General features: G+C 55.0%; 33 protein-coding genes and 2 tRNA genes. 22 read left to right on the forward strand and 13 right to left on the reverse strand.

What is annotated here, in order from left to right; translation table 11 throughout:
• Window positions 1-42: 42 nt before the first annotated feature.
• Window positions 43-555: a hypothetical protein gene (locus ASD64_RS11545; RefSeq protein ID WP_156460107.1), complete on the reverse strand. Its 513-nt coding sequence runs from the start codon at window positions 553-555 to the stop codon at window positions 43-45.
• A gap of 628 nt (window positions 556-1,183) precedes the next feature.
• Between ASD64_RS11545 and ASD64_RS11550 the strand changes: the two genes are divergently transcribed.
• The 3 genes from ASD64_RS11550 to ASD64_RS11560 are packed head-to-tail and all read left to right on the forward strand — an operon-like array spanning window position 1,184 to window position 3,395.
• Window positions 1,184-1,693 carry a DUF2924 domain-containing protein gene (locus tag ASD64_RS11550; RefSeq protein ID WP_082549967.1) on the forward strand — a complete coding sequence of 170 codons (510 nt, stop codon included), beginning with the start codon at window positions 1,184-1,186 and terminating at the stop codon, window positions 1,691-1,693.
• Window positions 1,690-3,015 (forward strand): recombinase family protein, encoded by a 1,326-nt coding sequence (locus tag ASD64_RS11555; RefSeq protein WP_056105244.1) that lies wholly within the window; start codon window positions 1,690-1,692, stop codon window positions 3,013-3,015. The genes ASD64_RS11550 and ASD64_RS11555 overlap by 4 nt, the downstream gene beginning before the upstream one ends.
• Entirely contained in the window at window positions 3,012-3,395 is a 384-nt protein-coding gene (locus tag ASD64_RS11560) for a hypothetical protein (RefSeq protein WP_056105247.1), read from the forward strand. Before ASD64_RS11555 ends, ASD64_RS11560 begins: the two co-directional genes overlap by 4 nt.
• Window positions 3,396-3,643: 248 nt before the next feature.
• Here ASD64_RS11560 and ASD64_RS11565 read toward each other — a convergent pair whose 3' ends face one another.
• The gene (locus ASD64_RS11565; RefSeq protein ID WP_413813598.1) at window positions 3,644-4,120 is read right to left on the reverse strand and encodes a hypothetical protein; all 477 of its coding nucleotides are present in this window, start codon (window positions 4,118-4,120) and stop codon (window positions 3,644-3,646) included.
• Window positions 4,121-4,232: 112 nt separating this feature from the next.
• The gene (locus ASD64_RS11570) at window positions 4,233-4,811 is read right to left on the reverse strand and encodes a helix-turn-helix domain-containing protein (protein WP_056105251.1); all 579 of its coding nucleotides are present in this window, start codon (window positions 4,809-4,811) and stop codon (window positions 4,233-4,235) included.
• 166 nt (window positions 4,812-4,977) lie between these two features.
• Between ASD64_RS11570 and ASD64_RS11575 the strand changes: the two genes are divergently transcribed.
• The 13 genes from ASD64_RS11575 to ASD64_RS22055 all read left to right on the forward strand — a co-directional run bounded on the left by ASD64_RS11575 (window position 4,978) and on the right by ASD64_RS22055 (window position 12,395).
• A complete protein-coding gene (locus ASD64_RS11575) occupies window positions 4,978-5,460 on the forward strand; it encodes a fasciclin domain-containing protein (protein ID WP_056105298.1) in 483 nt (160 codons plus the stop codon).
• Between the two features lie 59 nt (window positions 5,461-5,519).
• Window positions 5,520-5,738 (forward strand): DUF378 domain-containing protein, encoded by a 219-nt coding sequence (locus tag ASD64_RS11580; RefSeq protein ID WP_056105253.1) that lies wholly within the window; start codon window positions 5,520-5,522, stop codon window positions 5,736-5,738.
• 107 nt (window positions 5,739-5,845) lie between these two features.
• Window positions 5,846-6,343 (forward strand): TspO/MBR family protein, encoded by a 498-nt coding sequence (locus ASD64_RS11585; protein WP_056105255.1) that lies wholly within the window; start codon window positions 5,846-5,848, stop codon window positions 6,341-6,343.
• A gap of 282 nt (window positions 6,344-6,625) precedes the next feature.
• Complete coding sequence (gstA, locus tag ASD64_RS11590) at window positions 6,626-7,231, forward strand: glutathione transferase GstA (RefSeq protein ID WP_056105257.1); 606 nt, start codon at window positions 6,626-6,628, stop codon at window positions 7,229-7,231.
• Between the two features lie 305 nt (window positions 7,232-7,536).
• Complete coding sequence (locus ASD64_RS22050) at window positions 7,537-7,728, forward strand: hypothetical protein (protein ID WP_413813599.1); 192 nt, start codon at window positions 7,537-7,539, stop codon at window positions 7,726-7,728.
• Between the two features lie 461 nt (window positions 7,729-8,189).
• The gene (locus ASD64_RS11595) at window positions 8,190-9,386 is read left to right on the forward strand and encodes a tyrosine-type recombinase/integrase (RefSeq protein WP_056105260.1); all 1,197 of its coding nucleotides are present in this window, start codon (window positions 8,190-8,192) and stop codon (window positions 9,384-9,386) included.
• Window positions 9,386-10,093, forward strand: coding sequence for a hypothetical protein (locus ASD64_RS11600; protein WP_056105262.1), 708 nt, complete (start codon window positions 9,386-9,388; stop codon window positions 10,091-10,093). Before ASD64_RS11595 ends, ASD64_RS11600 begins: the two co-directional genes overlap by 1 nt.
• A gap of 71 nt (window positions 10,094-10,164) precedes the next feature.
• Window positions 10,165-10,356: a helix-turn-helix domain-containing protein gene (locus tag ASD64_RS11605; protein ID WP_056105264.1), complete on the forward strand. Its 192-nt coding sequence runs from the start codon at window positions 10,165-10,167 to the stop codon at window positions 10,354-10,356.
• A complete protein-coding gene (locus ASD64_RS21000) occupies window positions 10,346-10,552 on the forward strand; it encodes a hypothetical protein (protein ID WP_156460108.1) in 207 nt (68 codons plus the stop codon). Before ASD64_RS11605 ends, ASD64_RS21000 begins: the two co-directional genes overlap by 11 nt.
• On the forward strand, window positions 10,552-10,893 hold the full coding sequence (locus ASD64_RS11610; RefSeq protein ID WP_056105266.1) for a hypothetical protein: 342 nt from the start codon (window positions 10,552-10,554) through the stop codon (window positions 10,891-10,893). The genes ASD64_RS21000 and ASD64_RS11610 overlap by 1 nt, the downstream gene beginning before the upstream one ends.
• 2 nt (window positions 10,894-10,895) lie before the next feature.
• Window positions 10,896-11,183 carry a hypothetical protein gene (locus ASD64_RS11615; RefSeq protein ID WP_056105268.1) on the forward strand — a complete coding sequence of 96 codons (288 nt, stop codon included), beginning with the start codon at window positions 10,896-10,898 and terminating at the stop codon, window positions 11,181-11,183.
• Window positions 11,176-11,640: a hypothetical protein gene (locus tag ASD64_RS11620; RefSeq protein ID WP_056105270.1), complete on the forward strand. Its 465-nt coding sequence runs from the start codon at window positions 11,176-11,178 to the stop codon at window positions 11,638-11,640. The genes ASD64_RS11615 and ASD64_RS11620 overlap by 8 nt, the downstream gene beginning before the upstream one ends.
• A 290-nt stretch (window positions 11,641-11,930) precedes the next feature.
• Window positions 11,931-12,395 carry a helix-turn-helix domain-containing protein gene (locus tag ASD64_RS22055; RefSeq protein ID WP_082549965.1) on the forward strand — a complete coding sequence of 155 codons (465 nt, stop codon included), beginning with the start codon at window positions 11,931-11,933 and terminating at the stop codon, window positions 12,393-12,395.
• A 167-nt stretch (window positions 12,396-12,562) separates the two neighbouring features.
• On the opposite strand, the gene ASD64_RS11630 is transcribed toward ASD64_RS22055, so the two are convergent.
• Both ASD64_RS11630 and ASD64_RS21005 read right to left on the reverse strand, forming a co-directional pair.
• Window positions 12,563-12,651, reverse strand: a tRNA-Ser gene (locus ASD64_RS11630).
• Window positions 12,652-12,814: 163 nt separating this feature from the next.
• Window positions 12,815-13,042 carry a hypothetical protein gene (locus ASD64_RS21005; protein ID WP_156460109.1) on the reverse strand — a complete coding sequence of 76 codons (228 nt, stop codon included), beginning with the start codon at window positions 13,040-13,042 and terminating at the stop codon, window positions 12,815-12,817.
• Window positions 13,043-13,472: 430 nt separating this feature from the next.
• Between ASD64_RS21005 and ASD64_RS11635 the strand changes: the two genes are divergently transcribed.
• Window positions 13,473-15,785 (forward strand): hypothetical protein, encoded by a 2,313-nt coding sequence (locus tag ASD64_RS11635; RefSeq protein ID WP_056105274.1) that lies wholly within the window; start codon window positions 13,473-13,475, stop codon window positions 15,783-15,785.
• Window positions 15,786-15,891: 106 nt separating this feature from the next.
• Window positions 15,892-16,221 (forward strand): type I restriction-modification system subunit M N-terminal domain-containing protein, encoded by a 330-nt coding sequence (locus ASD64_RS11640; RefSeq protein ID WP_056105276.1) that lies wholly within the window; start codon window positions 15,892-15,894, stop codon window positions 16,219-16,221.
• Window position 16,222: 1 nt separating this feature from the next.
• Here the strand turns inward: ASD64_RS11640 and ASD64_RS21010 are convergent, their stop codons facing one another.
• The 4 genes from ASD64_RS21010 to ASD64_RS11660 form a co-directional block, all read right to left on the reverse strand.
• Window positions 16,223-17,044: a class I SAM-dependent methyltransferase gene (locus ASD64_RS21010; RefSeq protein WP_156460110.1), complete on the reverse strand. Its 822-nt coding sequence runs from the start codon at window positions 17,042-17,044 to the stop codon at window positions 16,223-16,225.
• Between the two features lie 257 nt (window positions 17,045-17,301).
• Entirely contained in the window at window positions 17,302-17,496 is a 195-nt protein-coding gene (locus tag ASD64_RS11650) for a hypothetical protein (protein WP_056105280.1), read from the reverse strand.
• A 44-nt stretch (window positions 17,497-17,540) separates the two neighbouring features.
• Window positions 17,541-17,753 (reverse strand): helix-turn-helix domain-containing protein, encoded by a 213-nt coding sequence (locus ASD64_RS11655; protein WP_056105282.1) that lies wholly within the window; start codon window positions 17,751-17,753, stop codon window positions 17,541-17,543.
• A gap of 17 nt (window positions 17,754-17,770) precedes the next feature.
• The gene (locus ASD64_RS11660; protein WP_056105284.1) at window positions 17,771-18,325 is read right to left on the reverse strand and encodes a recombinase family protein; all 555 of its coding nucleotides are present in this window, start codon (window positions 18,323-18,325) and stop codon (window positions 17,771-17,773) included.
• A 139-nt stretch (window positions 18,326-18,464) separates the two neighbouring features.
• Here ASD64_RS11660 and ASD64_RS20645 point away from each other — a divergent pair, with 139 nt between their 5' ends.
• Window positions 18,465-19,547 (forward strand): GTP pyrophosphokinase family protein, encoded by a 1,083-nt coding sequence (locus tag ASD64_RS20645; protein ID WP_082549966.1) that lies wholly within the window; start codon window positions 18,465-18,467, stop codon window positions 19,545-19,547.
• A 137-nt stretch (window positions 19,548-19,684) separates the two neighbouring features.
• On the opposite strand, the gene ASD64_RS11665 is transcribed toward ASD64_RS20645, so the two are convergent.
• On the reverse strand, window positions 19,685-20,371 hold the full coding sequence (locus ASD64_RS11665) for a site-specific integrase (protein ID WP_244480780.1): 687 nt from the start codon (window positions 20,369-20,371) through the stop codon (window positions 19,685-19,687).
• Between the two features lie 412 nt (window positions 20,372-20,783).
• Window positions 20,784-20,873 (reverse strand) — tRNA-Ser (locus ASD64_RS11670).
• Between the two features lie 343 nt (window positions 20,874-21,216).
• Here ASD64_RS11670 and rplU point away from each other — a divergent pair.
• From rplU to ASD64_RS11685, 3 genes are all read left to right on the forward strand, one after another.
• Window positions 21,217-21,834 carry a 50S ribosomal protein L21 gene (rplU, locus tag ASD64_RS11675; protein ID WP_056105287.1) on the forward strand — a complete coding sequence of 206 codons (618 nt, stop codon included), beginning with the start codon at window positions 21,217-21,219 and terminating at the stop codon, window positions 21,832-21,834.
• A gap of 89 nt (window positions 21,835-21,923) precedes the next feature.
• Entirely contained in the window at window positions 21,924-22,193 is a 270-nt protein-coding gene (rpmA, locus tag ASD64_RS11680) for a 50S ribosomal protein L27 (RefSeq protein ID WP_056105289.1), read from the forward strand.
• A 120-nt stretch (window positions 22,194-22,313) separates the two neighbouring features.
• Window positions 22,314-22,904 carry a GNAT family N-acetyltransferase gene (locus tag ASD64_RS11685; protein WP_056105300.1) on the forward strand — a complete coding sequence of 197 codons (591 nt, stop codon included), beginning with the start codon at window positions 22,314-22,316 and terminating at the stop codon, window positions 22,902-22,904.
• Between the two features lie 927 nt (window positions 22,905-23,831).
• Here the strand turns inward: ASD64_RS11685 and ASD64_RS11690 are convergent.
• Window positions 23,832-24,938, reverse strand: coding sequence for a branched-chain amino acid ABC transporter substrate-binding protein (locus ASD64_RS11690; protein WP_056105290.1), 1,107 nt, complete (start codon window positions 24,936-24,938; stop codon window positions 23,832-23,834).
• A gap of 213 nt (window positions 24,939-25,151) precedes the next feature.
• A complete protein-coding gene (locus ASD64_RS11700; protein WP_056105294.1) occupies window positions 25,152-25,424 on the reverse strand; it encodes an usg protein in 273 nt (90 codons plus the stop codon).
• Window positions 25,425-25,796 lie beyond the last annotated feature (372 nt).

Below are 25,796 nucleotides of genomic sequence, written 5' to 3' on the forward strand. Positions count from 1 at the left end.
AAAGGCCAATCCCTTGACCAAACCCTGATCAGAAAACCATACTCAGAGGTGGCTCACTTCTCGGTGGAAAAACCGGCTCAGTTCCGCGTGGAAACCAACAAGATTCGTAAAAAACCTCTGCGCGAGTTCGCCGAAGCGCTCGGGAGAGGCAAAAGTTGCGAGTGTCGTCCGCTCGTCTTCTCGCGTCGATTTCCACAGCGTCGGAAGCCGGTCATTTACTAGGCCTTGAAGCGCCGCAATTGCAGCGCCCTTCGCGATTAAACTGAAATCAGTCAACGATCGCTTGTTTTGACCACGTGCTTTCTCTATTGCGCCATCGAAAGCGGCCAGCACATCTGTAACCGTCGGGGATTCCGGGACCTGCAATCCTAGCTTGCCCAGCGCGGCGGCAAAGTCCTCCGAACTCGCAGCCTGCGGAACCTTAAGGAAGAGCCAAAGGGCTTCGACGAAAGCCGGGTCATCGACTGCCTCTGCCAGGGAGCGATCCGCTGCTTGCTCGACCGCCTCGGCGAGATCGGATACCGAGACATCCCCTTGGTTGAGGAGGTCAACCACTTCCCGCCACTTCCGGGTGGTCGGAGGATTGCCAAGTCTCACATGCCCCATTTTCCACCCCCTGGGCCGAATGCCGAAAGCATCACATTAAGTACAGGGTCTCCACCTGCGGTTGAGAAATCGTTAATCGTCTAGAAAAGAATAGATTTCACAAAGTATAGGCAGCTTTCGCTATCGGCTCGCCTGCGCACGGGGGCGCGTGCGCCGGCAGAAGTCGCGCGAATCAGCGAGACATCCATGAATGTGGAAGCCGTGCAAATTATTGTCGACGAAGGAGAATGCCAAGCGAAAGGCTGAGCGCGGCCTTCGTGTTTGTTCGCTCATCTGCTTTTGTCTTCGCAATGCTTTTTAACGCCTGTGATTTTGCTATTTTTATCTCGCCTGCGGTGATTGCTTGGCTCCAAACGGAGACCTCTTATGGCAATGAACCCGCTTTCCCCTGTTCTCATGTCGACGGACGAACGTCTTGCCGAGCTTGGCCAGATCCTCGCCACCGGGCTAAGGCGTGTTCTGCCCGAACAGTCCAGTTCTTTATCTGCTCCTGGCAGAGACAGTTCATTCGACATCTTCGCCCTGAAGAGGCGTGCTGGTCGTCAACGATGCAGCCGAGTTGGAGGGCAGGAATAGAATGCAAACAGTCTCGAAACGTGTGAATGAAAAGGCTCAGCGACCGGGCGAGAACGTTGTCTCGAACGCTTCTGCGATCCCCAGGTTGGCAGCGTTGAAGCGTATGTCCGTCAAGGAGCTGAAGGCTGAGTGGCAGGTGCTGATGGCCGCACCGGCGCCGAACAACAGCCGAAGCTATCTCGAACTCAGGCTCGGCTATCGCATCCAGGAACTGAGTGTGGGTGGACTGACCCGCGAGACTCGACGGATGCTGGATCTGTTGGCCGATGAGGTTGACGGCAGCTCCGATCGCAAGGCGATCATCACCGACGCGCGCAACCCGGTTGCTGGCACCAGGCTGGTGCGCGAATGGGACAGCGTCGAGCACACTGTCACCGTGATGCGCGATGGCTTCGACTGGCAGGGGCGCCGCTTCAAGTCGCTGTCGGCGGTGGCTAAGGCGATCACCGGTACGCAGTGGAATGGCTACCGATTTTTCGGGCTCCGCGAAGCACGGAGGCACGAGCGATGACCGGCGTGCCTGCACAGACCCAGCGCCGTTTGCGGTGCGCCATCTACACCCGCAAATCCAGCGAGGAAGGACTCGACATGGAGTTCAACTCGCTCGACGCCCAGCGCGAGTCTTGCGAAGCTTATGTCGCCAGCCAGCGGTCGGAAGGGTTCGCCGCCATTCGCGAACGTTACGATGACGGTGGCTTTTCGGGCGGCACGCTGGAGCGCCCGGCGTTAAAGCGGCTGCTGGCAGATATCGAGGACGGGTTGATCGACGTGGTGGTGGTTTACAAGATCGACCGGTTGTCGCGCTCGCTGATGGATTTCTCCAAGCTGGTCGAAGTGTTCGACCGAAACAACGTCACGTTCGTGTCCATCACCCAGTCGTTCAACACCACCACCTCGATGGGCCGGCTGACGCTCAACATCCTGTTGTCCTTTGCCCAGTTTGAGCGCGAGGTGATTGGCGAGCGCATCCGAGACAAATTCGCCGCCTCACGAAAGAAGGGCATGTGGATGGGTGGGTTTGTGCCGCTCGGCTATCGCGTCGAGAATCGAAAATTGCTCATCGAAGAATCGGAGGCGGCGATCGTGCGCATGATCTTTGAGCGGTTTGTCACCATCGGATCAGCCACATTGCTGGCCAAAGCACTCGCGGCCGAAGATGTGCGCACCCGCCGTGGCCGGTTGGTCGACAAGGGTTTTCTCTACAAACTCATCAACAACCGAGTTTATATTGGCGAGGCGGTGCACAAGGGCACCAGCTATCCCGGCGAGCACGAGGCGATCATTGACCGCGCCCTGTGGGACAAGGTGCACGCCATCTTGCAGACAAGCCCGCGGTTGCGTGCCTCCAACACGCGCTCACAGACACCTGCGATGCTGAAAGGGCTGATCTTCACTGAGACTGGCACGGCGATGACGCCGACGGCCACGAAGAAGGGCAGCAAGCTCTACCGTTACTACACCTCGATGGACCTGATCCGAAACCGCGCCACGGATGCCGCAGGACCGCAGCGCCTGCCCGCCGGCATGGTCGAGGATGCCGTCATCGGCGAAATCCGCCGCATGATCACAACGCCCGAGATCAGAGCGCGGGCGATCACGGCACTGAAATTCGACATGCCGGACGTCGACGACAAGGCGGTCATGGCCGCGCTCGGTGAATTCGATCACCTGTGGGCATCGCTGTTTCCGGCCGAGCAGGCGCGCATTGTCCAGCTTCTTGTGGCTCGCGTCACCGTAGGCGTGGCCGGTATCGCCATTGATCTGCGCCACGACGGGATCAGATCGCTGGTGCGCCAGATGATGGCGCCACAGATGGAAAAGGATGCCGCATGACGGAAAATACCATTCGCGTGGTCATCCCTCTGACCATCCGCAAGAAAAACGGGCGGCCGAAGATCCTACCGCCGGCGGACATAGATCCCGTCGAACAGAGAATGCAGGATCCCCACGTCCTACGCGCCATTGCCCGCGCCTGGTCCTGGCGGCGCAAGCTCGATCGTGGCAAGGCATCGACCCTGCAAGACATTGCCACAGCCGAAAAGGTCACGGACCGGTATATCAGCCGGGTGATGCGGCTGGCCTGGCTGTCGCCGGACGTTCTGGAAAAGTTGATCGTCCACCGCATGCCCCCTGCGCTTTCCCTCAATGATCTGGTCTTGGTTGCTGAGTTGCCGTGGGCGGAGCAGACGGAGGCGGCGTTTGGCGTTTCTTAACAAGCCTCGTTATCAAGGCAGTTTTCGACCGATTGCAGAATTTCAGGCCTCGGTCGATCTTTACCGGTAAGCTGCCATTCAGCAACCGACCCCATTGGCGCCGTTTTGTTGCCTGACGCCGCCCGAAACTTGCCGTCCTTTAACTCACGACGGACAGCTAGGAGCGGGCAGGACGGGCAGCTTTACGCCGACAGCATGCTAAAGCTGATACGGGAGGCTTCTCAGGTTTCTTCACATTATTGTGGTGTTCAGAACGCGCGGCTATCATACGCCCAGTGGAGCAAGGCCTGTCTCTGACGCGGCCGACACCATCTGTCGCCCGGGTCGCAATGGCGGCGGAGTTGGGCGATGTGCCGCCGCATCGCCTTCCAACGGCCAATTTGTCGTTCGTCTTCATCGGGCAGGCGGCGACCTTGGTAGTAGCGGCAGTACCATTGAAACCAGCCGCGCGGGTCGTCAGGATGGATCCATCCCTTGGCGCGCCAGACACTGAGCGGCTGGCTTGCGTCGACGCTGAACCAGTTGAGGGAATGGTCGCGTCGGTTTGGCGAAAGCCGCGCCTCTAAGAACCAGCTTGCCGGAAACTCGGCACGGCAGTCGGTCATGTACTTGCCACCGAACACGCCGAGAGCGAGCATTTCGGGAGGCGTGAGGTCCGGGCGAAACTCCGGACCGAAGTCATGGCCTTCGGGCGCGCTCAGCAGATAGCGATAGCCCTGCTGCATGCTGTCATTGACCTCGATCCAACTCTGTCCCATCACTTTCCATCAGATCTGTTAGTTGCAACAAACGGCGGCGTGCGCGAAATAACCGGCTGCGGACTTACAGCTCGGATTTTCAGGCAACTGTCGCCACGAGCGCTGTGCACGCGCCAGAACCCTCGCGCCTATAACTGTGCAGGACGTTTGAATCGAAGGAAATGGCATCGCCTTTTTCGAGGATTACCTCGCCCTCGTCCACCATGACGGCCAGTGTGCCCTCGATCACGTATAGGAACTCCTCCGTTCCATGCTGGTGCGGCTCCGACGCCGGTCCATCTGTCGGAAACACCGCCATGAAGGCTTCGATGCGGCGATCCGCCAACGCATAGTTGAGGCTCTCGAACACATAGGCACCGGGAGAGGCGTCCGCCGGGATTGGCAGGCGCACGCGCTCGCTTTTGCGCGTCACGGAGATTCTCGGGCCTTCCTTGCTGAAGAAGTGATCCAGGTCGACTCCGAACACCAGCGCAATCCGGACCAACGTCGGCAACGTCGGAAACAATTGCCCGCGCTCGATCTTGGACAGCATGGCCGAGGACAGCCCTGTATGTTCGCCAAGCTGGACCAAGCCGAGCTTCTTCTTGAGCCGCAACGCTCGTATGCGCGGTCCTATCCGGTATCGTTCCAGCTCAGTCGTCAGCGTTTCTGACAGCATCTTTTGCACTCTGTTTTCACCGCAGGACAATATTGAACCCTGCGTTTTCATGTCAAGAGATGCTGGTTTCATGTCACGAAAATGTTATTCGCAAGAAAATACATTTGCTCCATATGAAAACACATCCGATCAGTAAGGACGGATTGTTCAACGAGGAGTGATCGAAATGAAGCTTAGACACGCACTCGCCGCCGTGATCAGCATCACCGCCGCCCTGCCGGCATGGGCCAACGGCAAGGACATCGTCGACACGGCCGTCGGCGCCGGCGAGTTCACCACGTTGGCCGCCGCGCTGGAGGCGGCTGACCTCGTATCCACGCTGAAGGGAGAAGGGCCATTCACCGTTTTCGCGCCGACCGACGCAGCCTTTGCAAAGCTCCCGGCCGGAACCGTCGAAACGTTGCTCAAACCCGAAAAAAAGCAGCGGCTTGTTGACATTCTCACCTACCACGTCGTGCCCGGAAAGGTCATGGCCGCCGATGTCGTCGGTCTGGACGAGGCCAAGACGGTGAACGGCAAGATGATCGACGTAGAGGTCGAGGGCGATGCGGTGAAGGTCAATCAGGCCAACGTCACTGCAACGGATGTAACTGCCAGCAACGGCGTTATTCACGTCATTGATCAGGTAATCCTACCGCCTGAAGGTTGATTCGAAGTTGGCCGGCGCCTGAGGCGCCGGCTTCACCCCCATCTACCAGGAGAACCATCATGAAGGCGCTCAACATCATAACTCTCGTGCTCGTCATTGTCGGCGGCCTGAACTGGGGCCTCGTGGGCCTGTTCGATTTCGATCTCGTCGCCGCCATCTTTGGCGCCGGTTCTGTACCATCGCGGCTCGTCTATGTTCTGGTTGGACTCTCTGCGGCTTGGCAGTTCATGCCACTCTTCACGGCTATGAGTTCAGGCGAGGTTGCTGCCCAGCGGTAGCACTAGCAGGGGCAAGAGGCCTCTCTGACCAGGCGGCCTCGGCCTCACCACGTTCGGTCCGACGCGACAGTTTGGAACAACAATATACCCCAGTGGTTTTCAGCTTCATGAGCATTTCAACGGAAAGCGGCGAACGCCGACCGCGGGGCCTGATCTCCGCGGTGGCGTTTGTCACCATCATCGTAGCGATAAGCCTGGGCATCGGCTATCTGACTGCACCAGGCGAATGGTATGAGAGCCTAAACAAGCCCGCGTTCAATCCACCCTCCTGGGTTTTCGGGCCCGTATGGACCGCCCTTTACATCTTGATCGCCATCGCTGGCTGGCGAATCTGGCGCATTGCTGGGAGAAGTGGTGCGATGATGCTGTGGATCGCGCAGATGATCCTGAATTGGCTTTGGTCGCCTGCCTTCTTTGGAGCGGAGGCGCCATCGCTCGCACTTGCCCTTATCTGCTCGATGCTGGCGTCGATACTCTTCTTCATCGCCCAAGCTTGGAGGCATGACCGTTGGTCTGCCGGGCTCTTCGTCCCCTACGCAGTCTGGGTGGCCTTTGCAACGACCCTCAACGGCTCCATTGTTTTTCTCAATCAGTCCCCTAGCTGAACGTCCGCTTGTCCAAGTGAGACGTTTGAAACGGTCAGTCTCTTTTCTAGCCCCATGCAGACCATTCTACTGCAACTCGAAATTGTCGGCATTCATAGACCGGAAGCCAAGGTTTTCGCACCCTCTGAGGTCCGTTGCCTCTGCTAGCCCGCCATGCTTCCCGATGTCGCCCCCCTTGAAGCGTTACTCCCGTGTTGCCCATCTACACTGCACGTTCGCCGTCCGGTGATTGCTACTATCAAAGGACCTGAAGTGAACGCTGTTCGGTGTTGGAGCTATAGAATGAGATTGTATTACATGCCGGGTGCCTGCTCGCTTGCACCTCACATCGTCGCTAACGAAGCCGGGATCGCGCTTGATCTGGTCAAGGTAGACGGCAAGACGAAGAAGACGGAGCACGACCAAGATTTTCTGGCGACCAATCCCAACGGTTACGTGCCAATGCTGGTGCTCAAGGATGGGCAGACGCTAACCGAGGCACAAATTGTCGTCCAGTATCTGGCCGACCAGAAGCCCGACACGGGGCTAATGCCGCCTGCCGGCGAGATGGCGCGCTATCGGGTCAAGCAGTGGCTGGCTTTCATCTCGTCAGAACTGCACAAGAGTTTCAGCCCATTCTTCAAGCCGGGCACACCGGAAGAAACCAAGACCGCTAATCGCGACCATCTCGGCAAGCGCCTGACATATGTCGATGAGCAGCTTTCAGGAAAATCATTCCTGACCGGCGAGACCTTCACGGCCGCGGACGCCTATATCTGGACGATCCTTGGCTGGGCGAAGTTCGCCAATCTCGACCTTGCACAATATGCCAACATCCAGAAGTTCATGTCGACCGTCGCGGCGCGCCCGGCTGTCGTTAAGAGCCTCCAGGAAGAGGGTCTCGCCTGATCCAGGGATCGCAACCAAGATAAAACGCGCGGCCAGTGCCGCGCCTCGGCTAACTGTCACGTTCTGCTGTCCGTGACAGTTAGCCGCAAATTCTTTCATGAAAGAACAAGGTCACGGGCTTCATTGAAGCAGCGTCCGACACCACATAGTAGCCATGGCCAAAATGCGTGTAGAACACGCCCACTTGAAACGGTCGCGCTTGCCGTCAGAGGTGCACGTTAGTTCGCCGCGTCGGGCGATGACCTGTAACTTGAAAGAACATCATGCTTGATACTTCCAAACTTCCCGCGGGCGAAGTCCTGCTCATGAATCTAGGCCGCGATCAATGCCGCTTTCCGGTTCGCGTAGATCCATCAGCAACTGGCGGCTACCGCTTTTGCGCCACGCAAACCTCATCGGACCGCGTCTACTGCGATCACCACCATGAGATAGTGACCGCTGCGGAGCCCCGAGGATCCCGTTCAAGTTTTAGCCGCGTTCAACGTCGTATTGCTTAGGGCTACGCTTCGCAGCGCTCGAAAACGCCTACCTCGGGTGTCTCTGTCAGGCTGTTGGGCGGCGGCACCCGTTACAACTTGGGCGTAGTGCCAGAACTGTAATGCCTTGAGATAAAAGCATATTTTCCGACCGAACCAAAAAGACAGAGGTTCGCATGGGTTGAGACAAAAGCCATTCAGAGACTGGAAATCGGCGATTTGGCAGTCTCTGAGGTTCGGTCGTAACCGCTAACCCCCTTTGAAATCAAAAGGAATTCCGGCGCTCGATTCGGTCTGTTGGGAGTTTGCGATTGGATAGTGGCGGAGAAGGAGTCCGCCCAATTTGGGTTTTCCATCGTTCGCGGTTGTCCGAATGAGTCAGGTAAAAACAATGAGTTATCGTTATTCGACATCTTTCACCGTTCGCCAAAATCCGCTATTATCCCGATTTGAAGTTAGGGACAAAGTTAGGGACGGATGCCATGGCGCGGGCGACAAGCAAGTTGACGGATACCGAATGCAAGGCGGTTTCCAAGCCGGGAATGCTTGGCGACGGCGGTGGGCTTTATCTCAACGTGAAGGCGACAGGCGCGAAATCCTGGGCTTTCGTCTGGAAGGCGAACGGCAAGCGGCGCGAAATGGGCCTTGGGCCTTATCCGGCAGTCGCGCTCGCCAAGGCGCGCAAACTGGCAGGCGCGCACCGGGAGGCCGTGGCGGAAGGGCGAAACCCGATTGCGGAACGCCAAAAGGAAGCGGAACCGGCATTCGGCGAATGCGCCGATATGTTCCTTGCTTCCATGGAAGGGCAATGGCGCAATGCCAAGCATCGGGCGCAATGGCGCATGACGCTGACTGAGTATGCCAAGCCGCTTTCGGCGAAAAGGGTTTCGGAAGTCGGAACCGACGATGTCTTGAAGGTGCTCAATCCGCTATGGCAAAAGCGCCCTGAAACGGCTTCCCGGCTTCGAGGCCGCATCGAGCGCGTGTTAGACTATGCCAAGGCCAGAGGCTGGCGCACCGGCGAAAACCCGGCCCTATGGCGCGGCCATCTGAAAAACATCCTGCCCGCTCGCCAGCGGTTGACGCACGGCCATCATGCGGCGATGCCATATGCCGATGTTCCGGTTTTTTTGCAGTCACTTCCCCAACGGGACGCAATCACGGCTCGGGCGCTGGAATTTCTCATTCTGACGGCGGCACGTTCCGGCGAAGTGCTGGAAGCGACATGGAATGAATTTGATTTGGTTGCCGGGCTTTGGACGGTACCGGCAAGCCGGATGAAAGCCGGGAAGGAACACCGTGTTCCGCTATCGGTGCGCGCGCTTGCCATCGTGAAGGCGCTTCACAAAACCCGGCATTCTGATTTCGTGTTTCCCGGCTATGCCAGAGGCAAGCCGCTTTCGAATATGGCGTTCGCCATGCTCATGAAGCGCATGAACGCCGATAGCTTCACGGCACACGGCTTTCGTTCTGCCTTCCGCGATTGGGCGGGCGACTGCACGTCATTTCCGCGTGACGTGGCGGAGCAGGCTTTGGCGCACCGTGTTGGCGATGCGACGGAGCGGGCCTATCGCCGCGCCGATGCGCTGGAAAAGCGGCGTAAGCTCATGGCGGCGTGGGCAGACTATTGCAGCGCCGAACCCGGCGGCAATGTCATTCCCCTGGCGAGAACGAATTGATGGGCGGAGGAATGCGCCAAAAATCTAGAAGCAAGCGCGTTGCAACTGAAACCAAGACTGCAAGCGAATATGGGATTCCATCCGTTCAGCGTAGGCCGTTCATTTCGTTCGGGCCGAGCGCGGAACGGAATGCGCTATGCAAGCGCTTGGGCATTAAGCCGCATCTGCATGATGATTTTGGAATTTCGATATGGGCGCATATTGGCATCTGCCTTGCGCACGAACAGCCGGAATTTGACGGCGGAAGGCGAAAGCGCGGGCGTCCCTCGCTAAAGGAACTTGGCAAATCCGGCATTGACTATCAGCGCTATAACTATCTTCGAAACCGCTGCCGGGAGGCAGGCGAAGTCCTGGGGAAAACAGTCACGCAGCAAGCAGCCATCGAACGCGCCATGGATGAGGGCGTTGCACTTTTTTCTGGAGAATTGGATTTGCTCATGGCGTCGGTTTCGCGTGGCCATGGCGTATTCAAAGGTGCTGAGCACGAATGTCTAATGCTGTTCATCAATGAGTCTCGCAATGCCATTGCGCAGTTTCGCGAGCGTGCTGCATGGCTGGAGAGCGTCAAAGGCGACGTTACCCGTATTCAGCAACTTGATTCATCCCCCAAGGGGCTGTCCGAATTTCTAGGCGTCGCCAGCCTTGAACGGCTGGAACTTGAAGGCCGGTTGCGCAATCCGTTCCGGGTTTACAAAAAAATCGACTAATATTTTGTAGAGATACGGGCGAACCGTGTCGTTAATTGGAGGGCTGTCTCAAACTCAAAAGGACAGCCCATATGCAAAGACTTACCGTCACGGTGCCGGAAGCCCGCCAGCTTACCGGCCTTTCACGCACCACGCTCTACAAGCTTTTCAACCAAGGCAAGCTGACGCCGCGCAAGGCGGGCAAGCGCACGTTGATTCTGGTTTCGGAGCTTGAAGCCTTCGTCAACAGCCTCCCGGAGGGAGTGTCTGCCCATGACGAATAATAGCAGAAGCCCGGTGCGCGCCCGCCAGCGCCACCGGGCAAATACTATCAAAACCGTTGGCATGGACTTTGACGAGTTGAAACCTACAGGCGAAACGCTCGCCCTTCAAGTCGCCATCGTTGCGCGCCGCTATCGGCTTTCGCCACGCATTGCACGCCTAGTCTGTCATCTGGCGCAAATCGGCGAGGTGCAGTGATGAAGGTTTTTCAGCAGTTGCACGCGAGCGAAAGGGCGGAAACCCTGCCGCTCCCGATTTATCGGGAACTTAACGCGAGCGAACATAAAGAGAGCGCCGACAACTATTGGCGTCTCATAGCCCGGCTCAATGTCCGCTGGCGTGTCATTGAATGTCGCGACGGCATTCAATGGATTTTGCAGCATACCGACGGAAAGAAGCACGGCAGGATGCGTTGGACAGGCCGTAGCTACTGCCGAACCCGCGACGGGCTTATTCGCGCCTGCCGTGACAATGCGGGCGAAATTGACGCCATCGCAATGATGGCACTTGAAAGCCTTCCTGACTGGATTGGAGGGTAGCTATGACAAAGCGTCTGACAATCTCATTCCGCGTTGAACCGGATGGCGCATGGCAAACAGCGACAGGCCGCGATGCTTGGGCTTTGGTGGAGCTTCACCGGGTTGGGCCGCGTGGCGTCACGCCGATTGATGTTCCTGGCCCTAGATGGAGCGCTTATGTCCACAATCTGCGCGGCATCGGCCTAGTCATCGAAACGATACACGAAAGCCATGGCGGCCGGTTTCCCGGTTCTCATGCCCGCTATGTGCTGCATTCGCGCATCACTATCAGGGAGGCCGCCGATGCGTGACTTTTCCAAGGTGTCGCCGCAAATCTGGCGTTCGAAACGCTTTGGCACGTTGGGCGATGATGCCCGCATGTTCGTCCTGTACCTGTTGACATGCCAGCATCAATCGAGCGCGGGTTGCATGGTCCTGCCGGACGCCTATGCCATGGCCGATTTGAATTGGACTGGGGAGCGGCTTCAAGCCGCTCGCCAAGCCGTCATCGACGCCGACATGCTAGTTTATGAAGGGGCGTCGGATGAATATTTCGTCCGGCGCTGGTTTCAGCATAACCCACCGACAAATCCGAAACACCGGCACGGTATCGAGCGCCTGATTTCCGAACTGGATAGCGAGGCCGTGCGAGAGGCCGCGCAATGCGAATATGTAAGCTGCGCACCGGTTCAAGATGCCAGAGGCGGCAGCGGCAATCGCCTGTTGCGCACGTCTTTCATCAATGGCGGCAAGGGAAGCCCTTTCTAACCCCTTTCCAAGCCCTTTCGAAGTGCTCCGATATACAGAGACAGAGATGCAGACAAAGACGGAGAACGAGACGAGAGCCAGACAAAACAAAAAAAGAAAAAACCTAGACTGGCATTTGCAGAACTCGCCAGCGTCATCGTGCCGGATATGGTGCTGGGGCTTGGGAATAGGGTGCAGACGGGAATGGATGCGCCTTTCTTTAGCGGAGGCATCGCTGGCGATGCCCAATGCAAGTGCATCGTTTTTCACCGTTTCAAAACCGCTGAGAACAGGGACGAAACAGCAGCAATATGGCTTGGGCAGCTTCATTCCATGGTGGCGATGAATTGCGGGCCTGCCGGAAGGCGGCGGGCTGGACGCAAAAGGAACTGGCGGCGCGTTCCGGCTTCACGGCGCAAACCGTCAAATATCACGAACGCCGCAAGGGACGACTGGACGGAGTTGCGCCTTCCCACTTCCGCGACGCATTTGAGGCGGCAGGCGTCATGTTGCCAGAACCGCCGCGAACCTTTCGGCCGCGACATGGCGATTTGATTGCTGTGTTCTATTCCATGCCGGTTTGCAAACCGCATCTGCCGCGCCTTCGATGCGAAGCACGAACCCGGAAGGGAACGCCATGCAGGGCGCTGGCGCTGCCGGGCAAACAGCGATGCAAGTTTCACGGCGGCATGTCCACCGGGCCAAACAGCGATGCCGGGAAGGAACGCATTCGCCAAGCCTTGAAACAGCGGCAGGGCGCATTGGACAAGGGATGATTTTGCCACGCAAATGCGCGCGCGCGTTATGGGCTATCGAGAGTTTCCAAGCAACGATTGCGGAAATCCAAGCCCGGAGACAAAGGCCCAAGTTAGGGATAAAATTAGGGACGCCAAGGGAGTCAATTAAAAATACGTAAGCAATTGAATGAGTTATAGGATTTGAATGGCGGAGAAGGAGGGATTCGAACCCCCGATACCCTTGCGAGTATGCCGCATTTCGAGTGCGGTGCATTCAACCACTCTGCCACTTTCCAACTTCGCCAGAAACAGCAAAAAAACCAACCAAAAACAACTGGTTGCGACAATAGCTTGTGGCTGAAAAAATACAATAGCGATCCGAAATTCGCCTCTGATTTTAGATTTCCAGCCACCGGTTGTGCCAAAATTGTGCCAACTCTGGAGCGGATTGCTGACCGTTAAGATAATGAGCGACTATCGCTTTTGAAGGGCGCACGGTCAGCCTTGTCGATGATCTCATCAATAAGGCACCGATCATATCTACGAATCCTAGCGGTGGAGTAGCTGTACTCCGCAAACCGAAACTCTCGTCTGAATGCTTTGGGGCTTACGCCACAGTATCTTGCAGCTTCTGCCAGCGTGAGAAGTCGCTTCTCTTTAGAATCGGCTTGTTCAATTTCCTTCATATGCGACCTCCTTCAAATGGATGTTGAGTGAGATATGAGTTTTTGCGCCAAATTCAAGTTTAGATAAGTAAAGAAGAATATTATTCCGCCTTATCGATGATTTTTATATATTTTAAGAATGTAGAGTTAAATTGACCGATTCTGTCTCGTTTTGAGTCAGAATCACACTTCGACTAGAATTAAATTCCAAAAAACTTCGATATTCAGGCAAAATGCATCAGTATGTCTGCTTGGATTGAAATTTTCTCGTTGACAAGCCGTATGCATCCACTCTATATACGGTGAAACACTCATAGATAATATATTGTTTTCAGCAATTATATATTTAATCTATATTAAAAGATGCTATTGTATGTTAGAATATTTAAATGCGCCGGCTGGTTCCGGTAAATCTTATGTCGCTATTTTGAAACATGCCTGTGAGCGGGCCATGACTGGCGGACGCACTCTGATTGCCATGCCGACCAAGAAGGTCATTGGCGAGACGATGGCGACGCTAAAGGATCGCTGTCCCGCCAGTACCCATGTTCAGGAAATCGTGTCCGACGACAACGATGAGCAGTCCGAAACGGTCATCGGTCGTCTGGTTCAATGTCTGAAAAAGCCGCCGACGAATGGTGGCGAGATTGCTTTCATCACCCACGAAGCGCTGAAGATGCTGCGTTACAGCGCCAAGCTTGATTGGCATCTGATCATCGACGAAGCGCCGCAAGTCCATTATGCCTTTGATCTGATGATCGATGGTGAAGTCCTGAAACTTGCGAAGGCTTGTAAGAAGTCACCAACCCCTTGGGATGATCTGACTGAGTTCTCGCTACCCAAGCATCCGGAAAAGGTCATCAACTTTCCGGAAGATGTGACGGAAAGGACCGATATCCATAAACTGGCGTGGAATGCTCATGCGGGACACGTCAGCGTGTATGTGCCGAAGACCAGCATCGATGCGCTCAACTCGGATGCGCACTTCGGAAAAAAGTTGATCGCTTTCTCGCTGGTTCGCCCGGAAGTGGTGAAGCCCTTCCAGAGCACCTTGATGCTGTCGGCGAATTTTCAGAACACTCTGATATATCAACTATGGTCGATGCTTGGTGTCCGCTTTGTCGAGAACAAGAAACTGGCATCGGGACTGCGGTTCCAAGACCATGATGGGAGCCGAGCGACAATTTCATATGTCATGGATCGATCATGGTCCGGAAAGCTTCAGGGAAAGAAATTGGGGATCAGCGATGAAGCGGTTCACGACCTGATTGTTCAAAAAGTCTCCGCCCATTTCGGCGATGAACCGTTTCTCTGGGTGGCCAACAAGACGCATGGCGAGAACCTATTCCCGAACAACTCAACCGGGATACATTTGCCGAACATCTCCCATGGCCTGAACTGCTATCAGCATGTGAACAATGTCGTGTTCCTCTCGGCCTTGAATCCGAGTCCGTCCGAACTTTCCTATTTCGAGACGTTGGGCTTGAGCGATAAACAGGTGAAGACTGCTCGGTTTTATGAATCCGCCTATCAGTCGATCATGCGCTGTTCGCTTCGATCGCCAACTGACACGCATCCTGTCGAAATTGTTGTGGTGGATAAGGCGACTGCCGATCATCTGCATGGCCTGCTTCCCGGATCGAGCATCAAGAAACTGGATTGGCTATCTACGGACCAGATGGAATTGAAGAAATCTGGTCGGGAAAAAAGATATACCAACGCCGCCGAAAAACAGGCCGCATATCGCTTGCGGAAGAAAGAAGTGAAGATTCATGACAAATTTATATCAAGCAGTAACAAAATAATGAACTTGGATTTAAATAAATCCGATAGCCGTTACGAATCATATATTAATATTAATGATAATATACAAAAAGTAACAAGTTTGTTCTATGGTACGCAATTCCAATATTTAACGGCGAAAGACCAAGAAGGTATAATTATAGGTCAGTCAAATCAGGAATTCATCGAATTCTTGAAACAGCAGTCGGAAAGAGTCATCCCCAATCGGGAAGACAACTCGTTGATCAGTCCGGCCTATTTCAACCCGAAAGAAGACGTGGACACCCAAAGAGGGATAGCGAACATCGAATTTCTGCGTGGAATCTGGCTCGACAACGATGGCGGTGATCTCCGACCGGAAAAACTGGCCAAACTTTTTCCCGATCTCGAAATGGTGATTTTCAACACCTTCAGTTCCACCAAAGCCAAGCCACGATATCGAGCCTACATCCCGACCACGACCATCTTCAGCATCCAGACCCACAACACGATCATGGACGAAATCTGGTCACGATTGGAATCGGTGTCTGTGGATCATGGTTTTGACCGCAGTAAGAAGAACGCAGCAAGCCTGTTTTATCTTCCCTGTCAGGCCGCTGATCTATCTGGGAATATTTTCCTCGAATTCAAAAGTGGTAAAAGGAAGCCGTTGGAGCCAAGGGACTGGATTCAAAAATATCATCGCAAGCCGCCACAAGCGGAACCGTCGATCCCTGCCAATTGGTTGATGGACGTTGCGATCGAATCCATCAGGGACGAGTGGCGGCAGGTGGCCATGATACCGAGTGCCGGAAACGATAACTTCTTCGATTTTGCCCTGAAGTTGCGATCTGCCGGCGTGGGTGATGCCAACCTCGGGCTGATCCTGCGTCAGGAAGCCGCCTATGCTCGTCATCCCGAGGAGCGCAGGCGACAGGTTCCATCCATCATTCAGTCATTGAAGAATTACGGAAAGGTCAGCATCGACCCGACAGCCGCATGATCGGTAACCTTCGCCACAGTTTCATCGCCTATCCTGCGACAAAGGTTGCCTTGATGAGCGGCGTCCATGCTGCTCAGATGGGCCTTGAACTGTCCGGAGCATACGCATGAATCACCAAACCCTATCCGCCTTCATCTGGTCGGTGGCCGACCTGCTTCGTGGTGATTTCAAGCAATCTGAATATGGTAAGGTGATCCTGCCCTTTACGGTTCTGCGCCGTCTCGATTGCGTTTTGGAGCCGACCAAGGCTGCGGTTCTTTCCGAATTCGCAGACAAGTTGATGGCCGGCATCCATCCGGAACCGTTCCTTTTGCGGAAATCTGGGCAGAGTTTTTACAACAGGATGGACGCGTCGAACACCCTGACCAGCGCCTATCGCCCACCACATAAATTGGCAGTTGCCACAGTTCTTGCCATCATTGGTCGCCTTGGCTGAATCATTTACGCATTCGACGCCAATATCCACGCAAGCTTGGCATCGCTTCACCCAACTGTCCTCGCATGCGTCTGAGTTCAGAGGACATAAGCATGTAATTTCTCTTGTAAAATGGCAAGAATCCAAAATCTGGATAGCGATTATATGGTTGGAGTGTGTAGTCTTCCGGAGCAGGAAGAGCGACGAGTTCAAACTTTGCAGCTCTGTTATCCAGAATATGTATTAACTTCCAGCATGGGTCGGTGATCATGTACCTGTAAACGCACGCTACAGCCGGGATTGGAATGTCATCCAATAGAAGGTGGCCACCAATCTTGAGCTCTCTTACAGAGTAGTGCCAATCAATAATGGGGTATGGAAATGAGTGAGCGCCATCCAAAAATATGAAATCGAGATGGCGCTCATTATCTTCTCTCCATAGGTCGGTGTTTTTACATGATCTGGAATCAGTCGGTCGAAAATGATCTGCGCACCAAGCATCCCATTTATTCATCCGGTTTGGATAAGAACAAATATTTGGAAGAACATCATCTGAAAACCCCGCTTCAAATTTTAAATTTGATGTATCTATATTTATACTACGAAGATAATCTGCCACTCGTTGATGCTCATCTCTCGTGGGGCTGATTACAGTATGATGTGCTTCTTGAGCCGCAAAGATAACTGTAGATGCACCGCACCCAGTCTCTAGAGTTAGCATGTTCTTGCGGGTGGATGCCTGTATTTCTCGTAGGGTTTCCGGTGCAGCATTCCATCTTTGAGTTCCGCCCCAGTGGAACTGCGGCTTGTCTTTTTCTAACTTTTCCACGATGTCTGAAGTCATGTCTCCCCCCTGACAGCCAACATCAAGACAATGATGCCAGCCGAGGGCAATTTAAGGCAGGGATATTAGCTAGGTAAATGGAGTAAAGCGAACGAAATAATACCAATTCGTCGTATCCAGTTAACCAAAAGATTGCCTTTGAGCATATTTGAACGACTAAAGAGCAGCACGCTGCACACTGCTAAAAATTAAGGATATGTTTTCTTGGAGATATTGACCTTATTTTGAGAAGCCCGTGGGGACGCAGGCAGTTTCTATCATCGCTGATCACCTTGTCGGCCATTGTCGTTGCCAGCCTTTTTGGCCATTTCCTTCTTTTTCTCTGCCTCAAGCCATTTGTCGAAAGGGTCCATCAGGTTGGTGTAGGGCGGAATTTTTCCGGCTTCTTCCAATTCTTTCAGGGTGAACGTCGGAATCCTACGCCGCTTTTCCTTGGTTGATTTGCTGTTCAAGTTGGCTCCGGTTGCTCGTTAGAAATTTTCATCGATCGATATTTTCACTGTAGGCGATTTTCCAGATTTTCAGGTGCCTCCTTCGGGGTCGGCTGATTGTCCATGATATCAGAAATCACTCGATAGACCGACGATCTGCTAATGCCCGTCTTTTTTGCAATCTCGGTTGCACCTTTTTCAGCTAAATGCATTTCGATGATGCGGAACACGTTGCGCTTCACCTTAAGGTGTCGGTGCATCAGTCGGTTTCCGGCCATGGGTCTGCCCCCTTCAGTTATGCGGCTTCTGCCAAAATCCGGTAGACAGAGGATCGGCCAATTCCAAGCGAAGCGGCAATCTCAATGGCCGTCTTGCCGGAAGAATGCAATTCCAAGACCTGCGGTAGTTTCCGCCTTGCAGTTGGCGCTCTCCCCTTGAATTTATGTTCGGCCTTGGCTTTCGCAATGCCTTCCCGCTGACGAGCCAGCATGATTTCACGCTCGAACTGGGCAATCGATCCGACCAAATTCATCAACAGTCGGCCAGTTGGCGATGTCGTGTCGATGGCCATGTCGAGAATTTTCAGGCCGACCAACTTTTCCTGAAGGCGGGCGACAATCTGGTTCAGGTCGCCAACGGAGCGGGCGAGCCGATCGAGTCTCGTGACGACGAGCACATCGCCTTCACGAACGAATTCAATTGCCCGTTCCAATTCCATCCGTTTGGAATTGATCGAGGATACCTGCTCGCTGAAAATCTTCTCGCAGCCTTGCGCCGTCAAATCCCGATGCTGCGCTTCAAGGCCGGCTGTCTGTTCGATCGTGCTGGTTCTGGCGTATCCGACAAGCATTCGGTTTTCGTCCCAATAGCCTCTGACAATTGATAGGATAAGATTCCTAAAATGTCAATATGACTTGTGTGGGACAGGTTTCGAGGATTACCGTTCTTCCCATATGGGCAGGGCCTAGTGGTGTTGGGGCGAAGGGCTAATGATCGAAATTGTTGAACGATTGGCAGTGGAATATGCTGCCAGTCGTCCGAACTATGAAGAGCTTGCCGAGAGCATAGTTCGAATAGTCAAAGGCTTGGCAAAGGATGGCTCCATAGATTTGTTCCATACCGAGTCGAGAGCGAAAGATATTGAGAGTTTCAAAAGGAAATTGGAGCGACCAGAGAAGGCTGGAAAATATAAAAAACTAAAAGATGTAACAGATCTATGTGGCGTAAGATTTGTTGTCCTATATCAGAAAGATGTTGATAAAATTTGTAAAATTATCGAACAGAATTTCAATATAGATATAGAAAACTCGATAGATAAAAATTCAGCCTCAGACCCAGATAAATTTGGATACATGTCTATTCATCTTATCGTTAGCCACATGGAAAACCGGATTCATTTGCCAGATTTCAAAAAATACGAAGGGATGAAAGCTGAAATCCAAGTGCGTACGGTGCTACAGCATGCGTGGGCTGTAATCGATAGGCAATTGAGATACAACAATGATAGTGACATCCCGCTCCCAGTGAAGCGCAAACTCTACAGAGTTAGCGCACTCCTAGAGGGGGCGGATGAAGACCTCTCTGAGGTCGAAAAATCTGTCGGAAAACTCCGGCAATCTTATGCCGTGGGCGTGAATGGCGGGCAGCTTACAGTCGCAATCAATATGGAATCTCTTGATGTATACATTCAAAATAGTAGAGATATTAAAGAAATAGAGAGTGCAGCAAGGCTGGCTGGAATTGTTGTTGAAGCAACAGATACCTTCGATCCAAAGGATGAAATAAAATATAATAGGCTTTTGTCTCTTACGAGATCAGCTAACATATCAAATATAGATGAATTAAACAATGTCTTGAAAAGTTTAATTCAAACGCCAGAATATATATTTCGTGAATTCTCAAGTAATACAAACCATAAGCCTATTAGGCTTAGCATATATGCTTTGATAAGAGTGTTATTTTATTTTTCATCAGATAGAAAAATTAGAACGCTCGCCAAACGGAGTGGCGGTTATGTGGGATCAACACTTAAAGCGATAAATTCCACTCTTGGATCGATCGATGCAGACTAATGTATATTTTTAAATGAATCACAGTCAAATGATGCCAATCATTTCGACTTTCTCGTTGTTCAAACTGCCGCCATTAGTGGAACTGTTGGTGGCTACAACGTGGGAGTAATACTTGAAAGGCGTGGTCGGCGAGATTTTCACTCTGTTGGTCGAGAATAGCCGCTCAGCTTTGCGACCACATCTGATGGGCGAATGTGCGTGTATCGAAACAACATCCGATAGTCACGGTGACCGCTGATCAGGGCCACTTCCGGGACAGACAGACCCATTTCGAAAAATCGACTGATCGCTTCATGGCGCAGATCGTGGAAGCAGAGGTTGTCGATTCCGCAGCGTTTCATAAGGCGATCCCATGCTTGCCGAAATGCACTGGTGCCGATCGGAAAAGCACGATCGCCGGTCTGTGGCAGGGCGGATAGTAGTTCGATCGCTCTTGGCGTCAGAGGCACCTTTCGACATTTGCCGTTCTTGGTGATCGGTAGGGTGGCAAGACGCTTCGTCAGGTTCACGTCGGACCATTTCAGATTTAACAGTTCCCCTCGTCGCATCCCTGTTTCCAAAGCCAGTTCGATCATTGGCCGCAAATACCAAGCTTTGGTTTTTTGAAGAGCGGGCTGAATGAGTTGAATATCTCGATCTTCGAGGCGGCGATCCCGTGAATTGGCCGGTTCTGGCATTTTGATGCCGACAAATGGATTCTTGTAAATGGGGATGCCCCACTCCTTGCGGGCAACTTCCAAACAGTGGCGAAGCAGTGCGAGTTCTCGGCGAACTGTCCCGGCTTTTACAGTCGTGAGGCGCTGATCTCTATATGCTGCAATCATTGAACCGGTGACCTTTGACACTGGCAAACCGGCCATGTTGGCACGAAGTAGCACTCTTATCTTATATGACTCTCGATCAGCGCCTCGTTTGCCCACTGATACGGTAGATTCATATCGCTTTAGAAGGTCAGCAAGGTGGACAGTTTCAAGCCGCTTATTGGTCGGCTGTCGGTCACCGCTATCAATGGTGAACTCATGCGCTCTCGCCCATGCCAAAGCTTCCGCCTTAGTGGGGAATGAACTGGTCAGATTGGGGAACCCTATTCGCCTGACTTGGACGTGCCAAACTTTTCCCCGCTTTCGAATAGATGCCATCGCAAACCGCAGTGTGCCAAAATTGTGCCAAGACTGCTTTTGGACGGATTTCGACTAATTTGGCCAAACAGAATAAGTCAGTTATATCAATGACTTATGGCGGAGAAGGAGGGATTCGAACCCCCGATACCCTTGCGAGTATGCCGCATTTCGAGTGCGGTGCATTCAACCACTCTGCCACTTCTCCGCGGGTCGTGGTCACCATATCGGCGCGGCGCCTTGATAGCGGCAGTATCGCCTGGAGACAAGGCCAAATCCGCCTGTTTCTCGACTGGCCGAGTTCGGTTGAGGAAGAATGCGGCAGGTGCACACTCCCGGGCCTGTTTGGCGCGGCGGCGGCAGCACGTAATTGGCATTTGCCTTGACTTTGCGAGGGCCTTCGGTTAGGGACGGCGCGCAATCGGCGTGGATCGCTTTCCGCGCCGCTTGTTTTTTGAACCCGCAGACTGACAAAAAGACGGCCGGGCCTCTCCTTCCCTTGTGGAAACATGGAGGTTCATAAAGGCCGACCGAACAGCGAAAGGCAAAAAATGTTCGCAGTCATTAAAACGGGCGGTAAGCAGTATCGCGTTGCCGCCAACGATCTCCTGAAGATCGAAAAGCTCGAAGCCCAGGTCGGCGATATCGTCGAGATCGGCCATGTGCTGGCACATGGCGAGGGTGAGAATGTCGTTTTCGGCGCACCGTTCGTCGATGGCGCGCTGGTTACTGCCGAAGTTGTCCAGCAGGGCAAGAACCGCACCGTCATCGCCTTCAAGAAACGTCGCCGCCAGAATTCGCGCCGCAAGATCGGTCATCGCCAGTTGCTCACCACGGTGCGCATCTCCGAGATCCTGACCGGTGGCGCCAAGCCGTCGAAGAAGGCTGCTGCAAAGGCCGAGGCCAAGACAGAGGCAAAGACGGAAGCCAAGGCTGCTGCTGCGGCTCCGCTGTTCAAGGCGCCGAAGGGCGAGCCGGATGACCTCACCGTCATCAAGGGCATCGGCCCGGTGGCTGCCGAGCAGCTCAAGGAGCAGGGCATCACCACCTTCGCTCAGGTTGCGAAGCTGTCGGACGCCGACGTGGCCAAGATCGACGAGCACATGCCGTTCAGCGCCGACCAGATCAAGGACTGGCGCGAGCAGGCCAAGGAACTGGCGAAGAAGTAACGCGCCAATCCGCTTATCGGACTTGAAACGGACGCCCAGCGCGTTCATAAGGATTGCAAGCGCCTGAGACGGCGTAAAGGAGCACTAAGATGGCACACAAGAAAGCTGGCGGTTCGTCGCGCAACGGTCGCGATTCACACTCCAAGCGCCTTGGCGTGAAGAAGTTCGGCGGCGAAGCCGTCATTCCGGGCAACATCATCATCCGCCAACGCGGCACGCAGTGGCATCCCGGCGTCAACGTCGGCATGGGCACGGATCACACCCTTTTTGCGCTCGAAGCAGGTGCTGTGACATTTGCGAAAAAAGCCAATGGCCGAACCTACGTATCGGTGAACCCGATTCAGAAGGCCGCGGAGTAGCCGGTTCCGCACTTAGACACCGGCGCCCCTTCTCGGGACCGGTGTCTGGCCAAGCCAGGAAATGGATCAGGGGAGATGGGTCGCCATCTCCCCTTTTTCTTTCGCCTGGAGGACAATTCGATGGTTGCCGAGAAGGAAGAGTTGGACGACGCGGGTTTGCGTATCGACTGCCCGGTGTTGCTCACCGAACGGCTGGTGATGCGCCCGCCGCATGACGATGACGTGCCCGACCTCGTTGTACTGGCCGATAACCGCCACGTTGCCGAAATGCTGGCGCGCATGCCCAATCCCTACGGCAAAGCAGAGGCGCGCGCCTTCATCGCCAACAGCAAGGCCGGCGGCTTCGGCGGCGCCGTCTATGCGCTGACGCGCTCCGAAAACGGCGCGCTTGTCGGTTGCGCTGGGCTCAACCAGACCGATCGCGGGCTGGAACTGGGCTACTGGATCGGCGAACCGTACTGGAGCCAGGGTTACGCCACCGAAGCGGCTCATGCGCTGGTCGACCTTGCCTTCCGGGCAACGGCGATCACCTCGCTGCATGCTTCGTGCCGGGTCATCAACCCGGCGTCGCGTCGCGTCATCCACAAGTGCGGCTTCCAGTATGCCGGCCAAGGCATGCTGAACTCGATCGTCGCCGGCAAGGTCCCGGTCGAGCGCTACCGCCTCGATCGCCGTACCTGGTCGAGCCTGAGGAGTTGGGCGCATTCGTGAGTGAATCGGTGCCCCTTCCCTTCCCCTTCGATGGGGGAGGGAACGCGCTTATTCATCGCCACGTTCGGCATTCGCCATTTGGGGCCTTTACCACGCCCTTGAGCTGCGCTCGTCGCTGACGTTCTCTCCCCTCACCCTTTCCACAGAGGAGGCACAGCTTTTCATTGCCACGCCCGGCATTTGCCGTCTGGCCATTGTCAAAGAACTGACCGTTTGCTCTTGCGGCATAGGTCGGGAAGACGGGCGGTCACAGGGACGCTCGTTTAGTAAGTTAGTGCGACCTTGCAGCCGCCCGTCCAGCGATTTGATGGCCCGTCCGTTCCGTTTACTCGAAAACGACAAGGAGGCTTGGGCTTCGGCCTTCTGGACCTTGACCCGCGCTTCAACAAACCCGTTTCCGCCTTTGTGCCCTTTCGCGGCACGCAGGGGTCGTGATGCCCCCTGGACTACCCGGGACGAGCCCCCCGGACGACACGCCACGTTAGCGCACCGGCGGAGGCGCCGGCTTCTCCCCACACGTCCACCGTCATGAGCGGCGTTCCCGCAGGAGAAGCAGGGGCATTATGCGGGAGGCAGCAATGGGTGTGGAAAAGCGTGGCGAAAGGTTTTTGCGGGGAGTGAGTGAGAACAAGGGCTTGGCGGGAATGAGGCGGTCACGGGTGGATGGATTTGTCCACGTTTTCCGCCGATGCCTCGCTACCAGGTTAACGGGTCCCCGGTCTCAAAGTCGGCGCCGCCCTCTCACCTTACCCGCCCGCAGCGCCCGGTGGCTCACCGATACCGCTCTAAGCGTTTGTTTTTATGCATGTCGTTATCCCGAAACAGGTCCCCACTTTCGGGCGACATGCATTAAACACCAAACCGCCCGACAAGAAAAAGGCCGGAGCAACGCCCCGGCCTTCTTCTCTGTTCCGTGTCGGAGCGAACTTATTCCGCTGCGACGATCTTGCCGTCTTCCCACTTGAACAGCGAGAAGCTTGGCGAAGTGAGGTCGCCGTTCTCGCCATAGGTCAGCTTGCCGATCGCGGTGGAGACCGGCTCACCCGACTTCAGCGCGGTTGCAACCGCTGCCGCGTCGTCGGCCTTGCCAGCCTTCTCGATGCCAGCCTTGATGACTTCGACGGCCGCGTAGGCATTGAGCGTGAAGGCTTCCGGCGGGATGCCCTTGTCCTTCAGAACCTTCACGGCATCGGCCGAGTCCGGGTTCTTCAGTGCGTCGGACGCATTGGTGAAGATCGTGCCGGCGGCAGCTTCATTGCCGATCGCCCAATATTCCGTATTGGACAGGCCTTCGCCGCCGATGATCGTCGCCTCGATGCCAACGTCCTTCAACTGGCGCGCGAGCAGGCCGCCTTCGGGATGATAGCCGCCGAAGTAGATGACCTCGACATTGTCGGCCTTGAGGCGGGTGACGAGTGCGGACAAGTCCTTCTCGCCCGGATTGAGCGAATTGTAGGCAACCTCGGTCACGCCGCCGGCATTGATCGCCGCCTTGAAGGCATCTGCCAGGCCCTTGCCGTAGGTGGCCTTGTCGTGGATGACGGCGATGCGCTTGTCCTTCAGGTGCTTCAGGACATAGGCGGCAGCGACCTCAGCCTGTTGATCGTCGCGGCCGCAGGTGCGCAGCACGTTGGTGAGGCCGCGCGCCGTGAGATCCGGCGCCGTTGCGGTCGGCGTCACCATGAGGACGCCATTCTCGGCGAACACATCCGATGCCGGGATGGCGACGCCCGATGTGACCGGGCCGACGACGAAGCGCACGCTTTCGCCGACGAGCAGGTTGGCGGCCGAAACGCCCTGCTTGGGATCGCCGGCATCGTCGGCGAGCTTCAGGACGACCTGTTCACCAAGAATACCGCCATTCTGGTTGATGGTATCCACGGCAGCCTGGGCGCCGTTCTTGACCTGATCGCCATAGGCCGCGACGGGGCCGGTGAGCGGCGCGACCAGACCGATGACGATATCGGCCTGTGCGGCGGTTGCAAAGGCAAGCGACGCGATCAGGGCGACGCCGGCTAAAAGCTTGTTTTTCATGGCTTTACTCCTTGTCCCGCGAACCGATGGGTTCAGCGAAGTTCTCGTTGAGCCATAGCCTGTGCGGTTCGTCTTTGCAATCCGCCCTACCCCGGGCAACCCGGCCGATTGCTTGTGCCAGCAGTTCGAGAAGGCGCGGGGTGCGCCATGCCTGCGCAACGGAGGAAGCGAACCGCCAGGCCCAGGCCGCCACATGCAAGCGAGAATGCCGCTTCAGTGCAGCAGCAGTTCTCCGTCGACCTTTCGCCACTCGTTCGGGCCGATGAGGGTCTTGTGCGTATAGATCACCGAATGGAGCGGCCCCTCAAGCTTGGCCTTCCAGAAATCGATGAACTTCACCAGCACTGGAAACTTCGGCGCGATGTCGTAGTCCTGCCAGATGAAGGTTTGCAGCAGATGGGGATGATCGGGAAAGTGGTAGAGGATCTTTGCCGTCGTCAGCCCATAGCCCTTCAGCATCAGTTCCAATTCGCCTTGGTCACGCATGGTTGCCTCGCAAACGTGTCCCTTCCTGACGCAAAGTGTGCGCCCACATGGTTAACCGTTTGTTGCAACGCGCAAAGGCGGGTCTTTGTTGCCGCTGGCTCGTCCGGTTCCGCGGATTTCACGGAAACTTGTTCGTGGTTCGTAGTTTCTGCGGCATCGCGCCACGCAACCGAACGTCTAATATTGCCGAACGGGCGGAACTGTTAATAATGCCCCGATTTTCACGGCACGAGGCCGCGGTGCTGTCCGCAACCCTGGGCAGCAGATTTCGGAGGGAAGCAGGAAATGTCCGACGTTCATGTCCACCGTGTTCAAGCTGCGTGGAAGAAGGATACGCTGATCGACAACGAGACGTACCTGAAGTGGTATGGC

This window comes from Mesorhizobium sp. Root157 (genome assembly GCF_001427385.1).
Taxonomy (GTDB): Bacteria; Pseudomonadota; Alphaproteobacteria; order Rhizobiales; family Rhizobiaceae; genus Mesorhizobium.

Coding starts and splice junctions, on each gene's coding strand:
- ASD64_RS11550 (WP_082549967.1), top strand. CDS start 1,184: ATGCAAACAGTCTCGAAACGTGTGAATGAAAAGGCTCAGCGACCGGGC.
- ASD64_RS11555 (WP_056105244.1), top strand. CDS start 1,690: ATGACCGGCGTGCCTGCACAGACCCAGCGCCGTTTGCGGTGCGCCATC.
- ASD64_RS11560 (WP_056105247.1), top strand. CDS start 3,012: ATGACGGAAAATACCATTCGCGTGGTCATCCCTCTGACCATCCGCAAG.
- ASD64_RS11565 (WP_413813598.1), bottom strand. CDS start 4,120: ATGCAGCAGGGCTATCGCTATCTGCTGAGCGCGCCCGAAGGCCATGAC.
- ASD64_RS11570 (WP_056105251.1), bottom strand. CDS start 4,811: ATGCTGTCAGAAACGCTGACGACTGAGCTGGAACGATACCGGATAGGA.
- ASD64_RS11575 (WP_056105298.1), top strand. CDS start 4,978: ATGAAGCTTAGACACGCACTCGCCGCCGTGATCAGCATCACCGCCGCC.
- ASD64_RS11580 (WP_056105253.1), top strand. CDS start 5,520: ATGAAGGCGCTCAACATCATAACTCTCGTGCTCGTCATTGTCGGCGGC.
- ASD64_RS11585 (WP_056105255.1), top strand. CDS start 5,846: ATGAGCATTTCAACGGAAAGCGGCGAACGCCGACCGCGGGGCCTGATC.
- gstA (WP_056105257.1), top strand. CDS start 6,626: ATGAGATTGTATTACATGCCGGGTGCCTGCTCGCTTGCACCTCACATC.
- ASD64_RS22050 (WP_413813599.1), top strand. CDS start 7,537: ATGAATCTAGGCCGCGATCAATGCCGCTTTCCGGTTCGCGTAGATCCA.
- ASD64_RS11595 (WP_056105260.1), top strand. CDS start 8,190: ATGGCGCGGGCGACAAGCAAGTTGACGGATACCGAATGCAAGGCGGTT.
- ASD64_RS11600 (WP_056105262.1), top strand. CDS start 9,386: ATGGGCGGAGGAATGCGCCAAAAATCTAGAAGCAAGCGCGTTGCAACT.
- ASD64_RS11605 (WP_056105264.1), top strand. CDS start 10,165: ATGCAAAGACTTACCGTCACGGTGCCGGAAGCCCGCCAGCTTACCGGC.
- ASD64_RS21000 (WP_156460108.1), top strand. CDS start 10,346: ATGACGAATAATAGCAGAAGCCCGGTGCGCGCCCGCCAGCGCCACCGG.
- ASD64_RS11610 (WP_056105266.1), top strand. CDS start 10,552: ATGAAGGTTTTTCAGCAGTTGCACGCGAGCGAAAGGGCGGAAACCCTG.
- ASD64_RS11615 (WP_056105268.1), top strand. CDS start 10,896: ATGACAAAGCGTCTGACAATCTCATTCCGCGTTGAACCGGATGGCGCA.
- ASD64_RS11620 (WP_056105270.1), top strand. CDS start 11,176: ATGCGTGACTTTTCCAAGGTGTCGCCGCAAATCTGGCGTTCGAAACGC.
- ASD64_RS22055 (WP_082549965.1), top strand. CDS start 11,931: ATGGCTTGGGCAGCTTCATTCCATGGTGGCGATGAATTGCGGGCCTGC.
- ASD64_RS21005 (WP_156460109.1), bottom strand. CDS start 13,042: ATGAAGGAAATTGAACAAGCCGATTCTAAAGAGAAGCGACTTCTCACG.
- ASD64_RS11635 (WP_056105274.1), top strand. CDS start 13,473: ATGACTGGCGGACGCACTCTGATTGCCATGCCGACCAAGAAGGTCATT.
- ASD64_RS11640 (WP_056105276.1), top strand. CDS start 15,892: ATGAATCACCAAACCCTATCCGCCTTCATCTGGTCGGTGGCCGACCTG.
- ASD64_RS21010 (WP_156460110.1), bottom strand. CDS start 17,044: ATGACTTCAGACATCGTGGAAAAGTTAGAAAAAGACAAGCCGCAGTTC.
- ASD64_RS11655 (WP_056105282.1), bottom strand. CDS start 17,753: ATGGCCGGAAACCGACTGATGCACCGACACCTTAAGGTGAAGCGCAAC.
- ASD64_RS11660 (WP_056105284.1), bottom strand. CDS start 18,325: ATGCTTGTCGGATACGCCAGAACCAGCACGATCGAACAGACAGCCGGC.
- ASD64_RS20645 (WP_082549966.1), top strand. CDS start 18,465: ATGATCGAAATTGTTGAACGATTGGCAGTGGAATATGCTGCCAGTCGT.
- ASD64_RS11665 (WP_244480780.1), bottom strand. CDS start 20,371: ATGATTGCAGCATATAGAGATCAGCGCCTCACGACTGTAAAAGCCGGG.
- rplU (WP_056105287.1), top strand. CDS start 21,217: ATGTTCGCAGTCATTAAAACGGGCGGTAAGCAGTATCGCGTTGCCGCC.
- rpmA (WP_056105289.1), top strand. CDS start 21,924: ATGGCACACAAGAAAGCTGGCGGTTCGTCGCGCAACGGTCGCGATTCA.
- ASD64_RS11685 (WP_056105300.1), top strand. CDS start 22,314: ATGGTTGCCGAGAAGGAAGAGTTGGACGACGCGGGTTTGCGTATCGAC.
- ASD64_RS11690 (WP_056105290.1), bottom strand. CDS start 24,938: ATGAAAAACAAGCTTTTAGCCGGCGTCGCCCTGATCGCGTCGCTTGCC.
- ASD64_RS11700 (WP_056105294.1), bottom strand. CDS start 25,424: ATGCGTGACCAAGGCGAATTGGAACTGATGCTGAAGGGCTATGGGCTG.